Source organism: Streptomyces sp. UH6 (assembly GCF_013421635.1).
Classification (GTDB): domain Bacteria; phylum Actinomycetota; class Actinomycetes; order Streptomycetales; family Streptomycetaceae; genus Streptomyces; species Streptomyces abyssomicinicus.
The window spans coordinates 1-8712 of record NZ_JACADT010000002.1; the positions used below are offsets into that span (position 1 = coordinate 1).

9 protein-coding genes and 2 pseudogenes are annotated in these 8712 nt (G+C 66.3%); 5 read left to right on the top strand and 6 right to left on the bottom strand.

Annotation, left to right across the window (positions count from 1 at the left end; translation table 11 throughout):
- A pseudogene (locus HW445_RS00265) lies at positions 1–369 on the bottom strand (hypothetical protein); the annotation flags it as partial.
- Entirely contained in the window at positions 366–1283 is a 918-nt protein-coding gene (locus tag HW445_RS34330) for a helix-turn-helix domain-containing protein (protein WP_180218978.1), read from the bottom strand. The gene HW445_RS34330 and the pseudogene HW445_RS00265, both read right to left, overlap by 4 nt.
- A gap of 612 nt (positions 1284–1895) precedes the next feature.
- Between HW445_RS34330 and HW445_RS00275 the strand changes: the two genes are divergently transcribed.
- The 4 genes from HW445_RS00275 to HW445_RS00290 all read left to right on the top strand — a co-directional run bounded on the left by HW445_RS00275 (position 1896) and on the right by HW445_RS00290 (position 4931).
- A complete protein-coding gene (locus HW445_RS00275) occupies positions 1896–2333 on the top strand; it encodes a helix-turn-helix domain-containing protein (protein ID WP_180218979.1) in 438 nt (145 codons plus the stop codon).
- 218 nt (positions 2334–2551) lie between these two features.
- The gene (locus HW445_RS00280; RefSeq protein ID WP_180218980.1) at positions 2552–3118 is read left to right on the top strand and encodes an ImmA/IrrE family metallo-endopeptidase; all 567 of its coding nucleotides are present in this window, start codon (positions 2552–2554) and stop codon (positions 3116–3118) included.
- A 14-nt stretch (positions 3119–3132) separates the two neighbouring features.
- The gene (locus HW445_RS00285) at positions 3133–4311 is read left to right on the top strand and encodes an MAB_1171c family putative transporter (RefSeq protein WP_306673247.1); all 1179 of its coding nucleotides are present in this window, start codon (positions 3133–3135) and stop codon (positions 4309–4311) included.
- Positions 4308–4931, top strand: a complete 624-nt coding sequence (locus tag HW445_RS00290) for a hypothetical protein (protein WP_180218982.1) — start codon at positions 4308–4310, stop codon at positions 4929–4931. Before HW445_RS00285 ends, HW445_RS00290 begins: the two co-directional genes overlap by 4 nt.
- Before the next feature lie 164 nt (positions 4932–5095).
- On the opposite strand, the gene HW445_RS00295 is transcribed toward HW445_RS00290, so the two are convergent.
- Positions 5096–5866 carry a transposase gene (locus HW445_RS00295; protein WP_180218983.1) on the bottom strand — a complete coding sequence of 257 codons (771 nt, stop codon included), beginning with the start codon at positions 5864–5866 and terminating at the stop codon, positions 5096–5098.
- Positions 5867–5907: 41 nt separating this feature from the next.
- On the bottom strand, positions 5908–6372 hold the full coding sequence (locus HW445_RS00300; protein WP_180218984.1) for a MarR family transcriptional regulator: 465 nt from the start codon (positions 6370–6372) through the stop codon (positions 5908–5910).
- 650 nt (positions 6373–7022) lie between these two features.
- On the opposite strand from HW445_RS00300, the gene HW445_RS00305 reads away from it, so the two are divergent.
- Positions 7023–7403, top strand: a complete 381-nt coding sequence (locus HW445_RS00305; protein WP_180218985.1) for an HIT family protein — start codon at positions 7023–7025, stop codon at positions 7401–7403.
- Positions 7404–7405: 2 nt separating this feature from the next.
- Here the strand turns inward: HW445_RS00305 and HW445_RS00310 are convergent, their stop codons facing one another.
- Both HW445_RS00310 and HW445_RS00315 read right to left on the bottom strand, forming a co-directional pair.
- A complete protein-coding gene (locus HW445_RS00310) occupies positions 7406–8503 on the bottom strand; it encodes a glycosyltransferase (protein WP_180218986.1) in 1098 nt (365 codons plus the stop codon).
- 82 nt (positions 8504–8585) lie between these two features.
- Positions 8586–8656 (bottom strand): annotated as a pseudogene (locus HW445_RS00315).
- Between the last annotated feature and the right edge of the window lie 56 nt (positions 8657–8712).

Genomic DNA, 8712 nt, shown 5'->3' on the forward strand with positions numbered 1-8712 from the left:
GTGCGCCACGGGCTGCGCCGCGCCGGAGGCGACGGCCTGCCGGGTGGCCACCAGCTCCGCCTGCCAGGCGGCCTGGTCGTCCGGATCGGCGGCGGGAGTGGGGTCCGTGTGCCGCTCAAGGCGGTCGCGCTGGTACGCGCGCCAGCGGCGGGCGATGTCCACCGGCATGATCGGGTAGGGCGAGTTGAGGATGTGGGAGCGGGCGGCGACCCGGGCGTCCCAGCCGTGTGGGGTCACCGCAGGCACGTCCTCCAGGAGTTCGTACCACTGGCCGATCTGGTCACCGGCCTCGTGCTCGTCGGTACGGAGCAGCCGCGGGTCGAGGCGGCCGACGTAGGCGAGCAGGGCGCCGATCTCATGCGGGGTCATCGGGCGGCTCCCTTCGGGGTCGACTTCTCGAGAGCGGCGATCAGGGCGGCGGTGTGCGCCTGGACGCGCGTCATGCCCTTGCCTGCGGCGGGTGAAGTACCGCGTCCCTGGTGGGGCGAGTTGGGCGGGCCGAAGGGGGTGGGGGAGTGCTCGCGGGCGATCCAGGACCGCCAGTCGGCCGCCCAGGCCGCCGCAGGCCGCGGGGGGTGGCTGGAGCGGTGGGCTCGCCACTTCGCGTCGGCGGCACGCAGACCGTCCTCACCGAGCCGTTCGACGTGACCGTTCTGGAGGGCCCAGGTGTGGGTGACCTGGTCCACCTGCCAGTCGGCAGCCGAGGTGACAGCGGCACCCACACTGCTGTTCCTACGGTTCACCTTCGGTTCACTACGGTTCTGGGGGTCGGAATCCGTACCCCCCAGGTGTCGGAATCCGTACCCTCGGGGGGTCACATTCCGACGGGAGGGGTCAGATTCCTGCCCCCCACTCGCCAGTGCGGAGGGGTCGGATTCCGTACCCTCAACGCGCCGGATGCCGTACCGTCGCAGACCCTCGACCCGGAGGTCGGGCACCGGATGGGTCCAGGAGTAGACCGGCGGATCGCCCTCCGGATCACGCTCCCAGGCTGCTTGGAGCACGGCGAGATAGGCCGCAGCACGGGGCAGCCGGTAGACGGTGGTGCGCTGAGGGCCATCGAGGTCCTCGCGTTGCTCCAGTTCGCCGCTGCTCACCAGCTTGGTGAGAGCGGCACGCACCGCAGTGCGTGAGGCTTGGGTTCGCTCGACGAGACTGGACAGCGACGCCCAGGCGACGCACTGCTCGTCGGGCACCCGGTCGGCGATCGACAACAGGACCAGCCGGGCCGTTCCGCGGCTGGAGCTGTGCTCCCACACCCACTCGCGGGCTTCGGCGCTCATCGGCGGCCCCCCGTTCGCGGACGGGAGGCACGGCTCGACGGCTGCAGGAAGCCGCCGAGGCTTTCGGACAGGCCAGAGGGCATGCCACAATCCCCTTTGGTGTTGCCACGCTGAGACGCCCCTGGCAAGAGGTTCAGCGTGGTGATGGAGGCGATATCCGCCCTTCCCGGGGCGGTACTGCCATCAGGCGAGGTGTCCGGGGAGTTCCCGCTCCCTGGACACCGCCGCCGTACAGGGCTCTACGAAGCCCGGCGTCGGTGTGCGCGCAAATGACTCCTTCGTCTGGCCGGGCACCGCGCCCGGGGTCGACGAACATACGCGGAGCCCCGCGTCAAGATCCAGACTTGGTTCTCAAACCCTCCAGCAGATTCTTGTCTGCGTCGCTTTGTCGCTTACCTTCCGTATGTGGCCTCACGCTCGGGATGAGCACCGGGGTCTCCGGTGTTTACACCTGTTGACGACCTGCCGGGATCGTAAGTGATCACCGGTGACGCATGTCAACACCTGTCGACCCTGGTTCGCAATGTCCGGGGCGCTGTATGCATCTGTTGACAGTGGTGGTTTGATGGAGGGGCGTGCGTCTATGACGAGAGAAGAAGCGAGGTGTGGGTGATGAGCGAGGAGCTCGACGGGGAGCCGGGTGCGCTGGCACAGAAGATCGATCGACTGTTCCGCGTGATCCACCCCGAAGGTCGAGGGCCCTACTCCCTGCGCGAAGTGGCCCGCGGCGTCGAGGAGCGAGGCGGGCCGCGCATGTCCGCCAGCTTCCTGCACCAGCTGCGCACCGGGCGGCGCGACAACCCAGGGATCAAATACCTGAAGGCCATCGCGGACTTTTTCGGCGTCCCGCCGGCGTACTTCTTCGATGACGAGGAGGGTGCGCAGGTCCAGGCCGAGGTCACCCTGCTGGAGTCGATGCGTGACAATCAGGTCCGCTCCGTCGCCCTCCGCGCGGCCGGCCTTTCTGCGGAGACTCTCCGTACGGTTCAGGCGTTCATCGAGCGAGCGCGCGAACTCGAGGGATTGAACGCGACTGACCGCTCTTCGTGAGAATGCTCACGCGCCGCCCCAATGTGCGGCAGCTTTCGTAACCGGACAGATCGCTCAGGGGTGCCCAGACGGTAGAGGGTCGGCGGCTTTCCGTAGTGGGTATCTCCACGCAGAGTTCCGTTTTTCGCGGGTCCGGCCAAGCCTCTATGGAATCTTCGACATGTGGTCGCATAAAGTGCGCGCTGGGGGGCGCACAGCGAGCGCCTGCATTGCGCAGGTTGAAGATCATGGAGGCAGCGTTGCGCTCCCGGCAACGAATTGAGAAGTCGCCAAGGTGTCGGCCAGTAGGGAACGCGAAGGCAGACCCTTTGCTGGGCATAGCGATCCCTCGGCCGTTTGACCTGAACGCATTCTGTGCGGTTGTCTCGGCGCGCCGCGGGCGCCCCCTCTACATCGAGGATGTGCAGGGGGTCAACGGAGCCGACGACGAACTCTGCGGGGTCTGGGTTGAACTGGACACCGCCGACTACATATTCATCGAGGCGTCAACCTCGCCGCTGCACAGGGACCACATCGTCCTGCACGAGATCAGTCATATCCTCCTCGGGCACGCCTCCAGTAATGAAGACGGCCCGGGGGTCGATCTGAGCCACCTGTTCGTCGCCCTTCCGTCCGAGACAGTTCGGAGCGTGCTGGGACGAGCCAACTTCAGCAGCCCGCAAGAGCGCGAGGCCGAGCAATTGGCCAACAGGATAGCTAGGCTTGCAAAGTTGACTCCGTATCAAAAATCGCGGAACCCCGAACTTGACCGTCTTGCTGCAGGGTTGCTTGGTGAGAGCGCATGACGCAATTCGTGGGAATGATCGTTGTCACTCTTCTTTGGATCACAGTCGCATGGCGAGCGCTCAAAGTTTGGCGAAGGGGCCAGGATCGAACCCTTTGGTGGGCCTTCCTCGGCTTGGCCGTCATGATGACCTTGCGCCTGCCCGCAGGGAAGGCACTGGACGAGGCGCTAGGGATAGTCGACTTCTCGTACCTGCTGAAGCATCTCTTCGGCGGGATTCTAGCCTCCGGAGCCCTGCTCGCCTTCCTGCGGAAGGTCTCCGGATCGCCTGACGGCCCCTGGGCCCGGCGCCGCAGAATCGCCTTCTCGAGTGCCACCGCTCTGGTGATGTCGGTCCTCTTCTTCGCCGAACTGCAGCCGTACGAGACTCCGGTGATCTTCGCGGACACCGTCGCCAGCTACGCGTTCGTCGTCTACACCCTGCTGTTCCTCGGCTACCTCACCGCCTCGCTACTGGAAGGCATGAGGGTCTGCTGGCGCTGGGGTGGCAACTCCAGCGGGAGGGTCCTGGGCTGGGGCCTTCGAGTCGTCGGCGTCGGTCTGGCTGCAGGCGTGCTCTACGCGGTGATGAGAGCCGCGACCGTGACCACCCGCGTCCACGGGAACGGGGTATTCCCCGGCGCGATCGACGACTACCTGTGCACGGCTTTCCTGCTAGCCGCACTGGTGCTCATCGTCGTGGGAACGACCATGCCCGCCCTCGATGCGCTGAACCTTTGGAGGCGGAAGCGCGCTGCGCTCCTTGGGCTGCGGCCGCTGTGGCTCGACCTCACCGAGGCGATCCCGTCCGTCCGCCTCCACGCGACTCGCAGGGCCCTCGCCGAGCGCCTGGACCCGCGCGATGTGCACCCTCGTCTCTACCGTCGAGGCATTGAGATCCGGGACGCCGCTCTCTCGCTCAGCGGCTACGCGACGGTGGACGTCCTCGATCGGGCGGAGCTGCATGTTGAGGAACGCGGACTATTCGGCACCCAGGCCGCGGTCGCCGTCGAAGCCTGCTGGCTCGCCGCAGCCCGCCAGGCGAAGCTCAGCGGCGCCAAGCTCGACAACACCACCGAACACCAGCCCGCCGGCGGCGGCCGTGACCTGCGCACCGAGATCGCGGCCCTCACGCAGCTGTCGGAAGCCTATTACTCCCCGCTCGTCCGCGATTTTCTGGGCGCCGACCACCGCACGATGGAGAAGCAAGCGTGACCACCTTCGTCGCACCCCCGACCCCGACCTATGCCGAGGCGACCCCGCGCGTGAAGGTGGCCAAAGCGCTCACCGACCTCTTCGCGCCGGCCTACCTGGTTATCGGACTGCTCCTGGTCATCGGCTGGCACAGCACTGGCGGTTTCACAGGTGTCGGCTGGGGCCTCTTTGGTGCCTTCTTCTGCGGCATCGTCCCCATGGCGATCATCCACCTCGGTGTACGCCGCGGGAAACTCACGGACAAGCACATCCGAGTGCGCCGGCAGCGGATAGCACCGCTCCTCGCCACCCTGGCGTCCGTGGTCACCGGGATCGTCCTCCTGCACGTCTTGAGGGCTCCGCAGGAGGTCTTCGCCCTCGTCATCGCCATGCTCGTCGGACTCTCCAGTGCGCTGGTCGTCACCGTCTGGTGGCAGATCTCTGTGCACAACGCCGTTGCCGGCGGAACGGTGATGATCCTCCTCTTGGTCTTCGGCCAGTCCCTGTTGCTCCCTGCCATTTTGTTCGTCGTCGCCATGGGCTGGTCGCGCCGCGTCCTCAAGGCGCACACCGTGGCCCAGTTGATCTGCGGTACGGCCCTGGGGTCGACTGCTGCACTCGCGTTCACGCTGTTGCGCTGAACTGGGCCATCGGGTCCAGCGTGCCGCCGCTAGCGGGAGGGCTCACGCTGATCAGATGCGCTGCTGGGCCTGAAGCGGGCCGTCCCGCTCCTGCCTAAGGGCTGTCCCGTAAATGATCTCCAGGCCGTCTCCAGCATGGTTGGCCCGCCGTGCGGCCCGCTTGCCTATCCAGCGAGTGCAAGGTTGTGCAACCGGGCAATACCGAGCATGGCGTGGTGGACGCCGTCACCCCTGAGGCGGCAGTCGCGGAGGATCTTCCAGGTCTTCATGCGAGCGAAGACGTGCTCGACGCGGGCTCGGACCTGCTTGTGGGACTTGTTGTGCTCCTCTTTCCAGTTTGGGAGCTCGCTTTGGCCGCGCTTGCGGCGGTGCGGGATAACGAGTCCGGTACCCGGGTAGCCGCCGTCGGCGATCGTGACGGTGTTGCCCACGGCGGCTTTGGCGCCGGACTCCTCCCATGCCTTGCAGTCGTTGCGGCTCCCGGCAAGGGGTCGGCCGACCACGACGATCAGGCGGGTGTCGGCGTCGATGACGACCTGGTGGTTGGTGGAGTACCGGTAGTTCTTCGACCGCTCGGCGATGGTGTGGTCCCGGGTGGGGACCAGGGTGCCGTCCACGATGAGCACAGTGTTCTTCGCGAACCGCTTGCGGGGCTGGAGAGCGAGCATCGGCCCGAGGCTGTCGATGATGCGGTCCGCCGCCGACTTCGAGACCCCGAACAGTGGAGCGAGCTGGCGCATGGTCAGGTTCGTGCGCCAGTAGGCCGCGACCAGCAGTGCCCTGTCCTCCAGCGGAAGGCTCCACGGCCGGCCCTTGCGGACCGCGTCCGCACCCTCGCGCCGCAGTGCGGTCACCAGCTTGCCGAACAGGCGAGGAATCAGCCCGGTGAACGGGGCTATCCAGGACGGCTCCGACGCCGTGATCACACCTGACACGCCGAGATTTTCCCACCGTGTACGACGGCCCGCGGCACCCGTCAGTCGGGCAGGTTGCCGTTGCCTCCCAGATTGGCGACCATGCGCCGCAGGACATTGATCGTGGTCACGAAGTCGGCCGTGTCAATGCCTTCGTGCACCTGCTGATGCACACGCAAGTTGCGCTCCTTGGCCCGAACGCGCCCGCCCTCTCCCTCCTCGGTCAAAGTCATGAACCCTGCATCCTCCGCCAGCCAACCCCGGTCGACAAGGTCATCGAAGACACCGTTGAAGTCGATCCCGAGGTCGTCCCACTTCGCCAGCCGCTCGATCAACGCTGCGCGGGTCCACTTACCCGGCTCCCCGGCAACGTGGTTGAGCGTCCACCAATGCGGCTGTGTGAGGTCCTCCACCGCCAATTGCTCACGGAGGGCTCCGACCACCAGCCGGCACGCCACGCCAGTCCATGCTCCGATGGGCTGAGCAGCCAACTCTTTCTGCGAGTAATCCCTGAGCGTCACGCTCACGTGCCCCTCCTCGTGATCAATGGAATGTGATCACCGTAGAACCTCAGGTTCAGTTGAGGTCAAGGCAGTTTCACCGGCCGGTTTCCAGTGCCACGCGGCGGGCTGCGCTCTGGAGGCGCGGCCCCCAGAGCGCACTAACGGGACAGCCCTTAGGTGATCCCGCCGACGCGAACCTGTGCGAAGCCGTCGGCGAAAGATCTGCATTGCGTGGTCTCCCTGCCTCGGTGGCGTTCGATGGAAGGCACTGGGGTCGAGGCCGCGGGCGAGGAACAGATAAGTCCTGGCCGCAGTCGTGGATGGCAAAGGTTGACGACTCCCATAGAAGTGCCCCGGTGCTGCCTCCGGCTCCAGGCCGGTTTGCCTGGGTTGTCAAGCAGAACGGCGGGTCGTCAGTTCCTGGCGCCGGGGCCCGTGCGCGCACCGCTGCCATCAGGATGCCGCGAGCCCTGAAACGCCTTCGGTGCGTCACCCGAGCGGGTGGGTGGTGGTGCGGGAACGATACCGATGGTGGAAATTGCGCTTGAAATGATCGTTTTCTTGCACAGCGTGAGTTCGCGGCAATCATGAGGGACGGCTGATAACCCTGGACGGTGAGTGATGCCGGATACGCTGGCAACGAGATCGCCCAACAACCATGGGAAGTGACTGCTGTGACGACTGGTGCTGCCGTTTCCGACTTCTACTGCCACCAGGCGCTGTCTGGCCGAGTGCCGATCGAGACGGTCGCGGAGACGGAGCGGGCTCTCGCCTTCCACCACACCAACCCGTCGTATCCGGTGCACATCGTGGTGATCCCGAAGGAGCACGTGCCTTCGCTGACGGACCTCGGTAGCGCTGACCCGTGCCTGCTGCACGAGGTCGTCGGCTTGGTGCAGCAGGTGGCTGCGGAAGTCGAGAAGGAGCACGGTTCGTGCTCGGTGACCACGAACCTGGGGTATTACCAGGAGTCCAAGCACATGCACTGGCATGTAGTTTTCCGGGGCGAGAGCACCGAGCAAATCCTCGACACCTACGGTCACCACGACTGTTAATGCTAGCCGCGCCCGCGTCTGGCGGTTCGAGCGTTCATCGTGATCTGTGCGATCCGCGAGGCGGCGGCGTTCACCCGCTGCCGGTCGGCCTGCGGAAGGTGTGCGCCAATCGTCGGTGCCAGGGTTTCGCATGCCTTGGCCAATGAGGCGCCGCCGGTGAGTTGGTCGTCGTCCGGGATGACCTGGCACCGGTCTGGTCTGCGGGCGGCGTACTCGTGGGCGTTCTCGATCTGGTCGCCGCGGCTGACCGAGGCGGGCAGGGGGATGAGGACGGCCGGCAGATCGAGGGCCTCGAGTTCTGCCAGGGTCGTCGCGCCGGCGCGGCCGATGACGAGGTCGGCGAGGGCGAGGGCATCGGGCATCTCGTCGTGGAGGTATTCAAGCTGCACGTAGCCGGTCCGGCCGTTCAGGGCCGGATCCACGTTTCCGGTCCCGCACACGTGGACGACGGCGAACCGGGCGCACAGCGTGTAGAGCTGGGCCCGGACGGCGTCGTTGATGCGCTGCGATCCGCTGCTGCCGCAGAAGATGAGCAGGACTGGGCGACCGTCGGGGATCTGCAGCTGAGCCCGAAGACGCTTGGGGTCGCCGTTCGCGAGGTTGGTACGCAGAGGCAGGCCGGTGACCCTGGCCTTCTTCTGAAGCCAGCTCGGGGCGCCGGCTGGCAGCGGCGAGGAGAGGCAGACGGTGGTGGCAAGCCGGGCCAGGATCTGGTTCGCGAGCCCTAGGGTGCGGTCCGATTCGTGGATGACGAGGGGGATGCGGCATAGGACGGCCGCGATGCCGACGGGTACGGAGACGTAGGAGCCCTTGGAGAACAGGACGTCGGGGCGCTCACGCCGCATCGCCTTCACGGCGGAGAGGATCCCGCGGGTGACCGTGAACGGCATGGTGGCGTTGCTCCATGAGCGATGTCGGCGCAGCCCGGCTGACGGGATATGACGGAACGGCATCGCAGCGCGGCGAGCGTAGTCGTGTTCGATGCTGCCGTCGCGCCCGAAGAAGACGAGGTCGGCGCCCATGGTCTTCAGCTGGTCTGCGACGGCGAGGGCGGGCACGACGTGGCCGGCGCTGGCCCCACCCGTGATGGCAATCTTCATCTGCACCATTCTGTGATCGCGGCGGACGCGTTGGCGCGTCGATATCGGCAACGCTTTACCGCATTCCGTTCAGTTTCTTGAGTCGGGTCGGCTGGATTCGAACCAGCTCCTCGGTCACGCTTTGACCGTGCTCCACCCTTGAGCTACGACCCGTCGCTTTGACGATACGTAGCAACGTAGACGCCCCAAGCCGTATCGTCAAAGTGGGC

Coding starts and splice junctions, on each gene's coding strand:
- HW445_RS34330 (WP_180218978.1), bottom strand. CDS start 1,283: ATGAGCGCCGAAGCCCGCGAGTGGGTGTGGGAGCACAGCTCCAGCCGC.
- HW445_RS00285 (WP_306673247.1), top strand. CDS start 3,133: ATGATCGTTGTCACTCTTCTTTGGATCACAGTCGCATGGCGAGCGCTC.
- HW445_RS00310 (WP_180218986.1), bottom strand. CDS start 8,503: ATGAAGATTGCCATCACGGGTGGGGCCAGCGCCGGCCACGTCGTGCCC.
- HW445_RS00275 (WP_180218979.1), top strand. CDS start 1,896: ATGAGCGAGGAGCTCGACGGGGAGCCGGGTGCGCTGGCACAGAAGATC.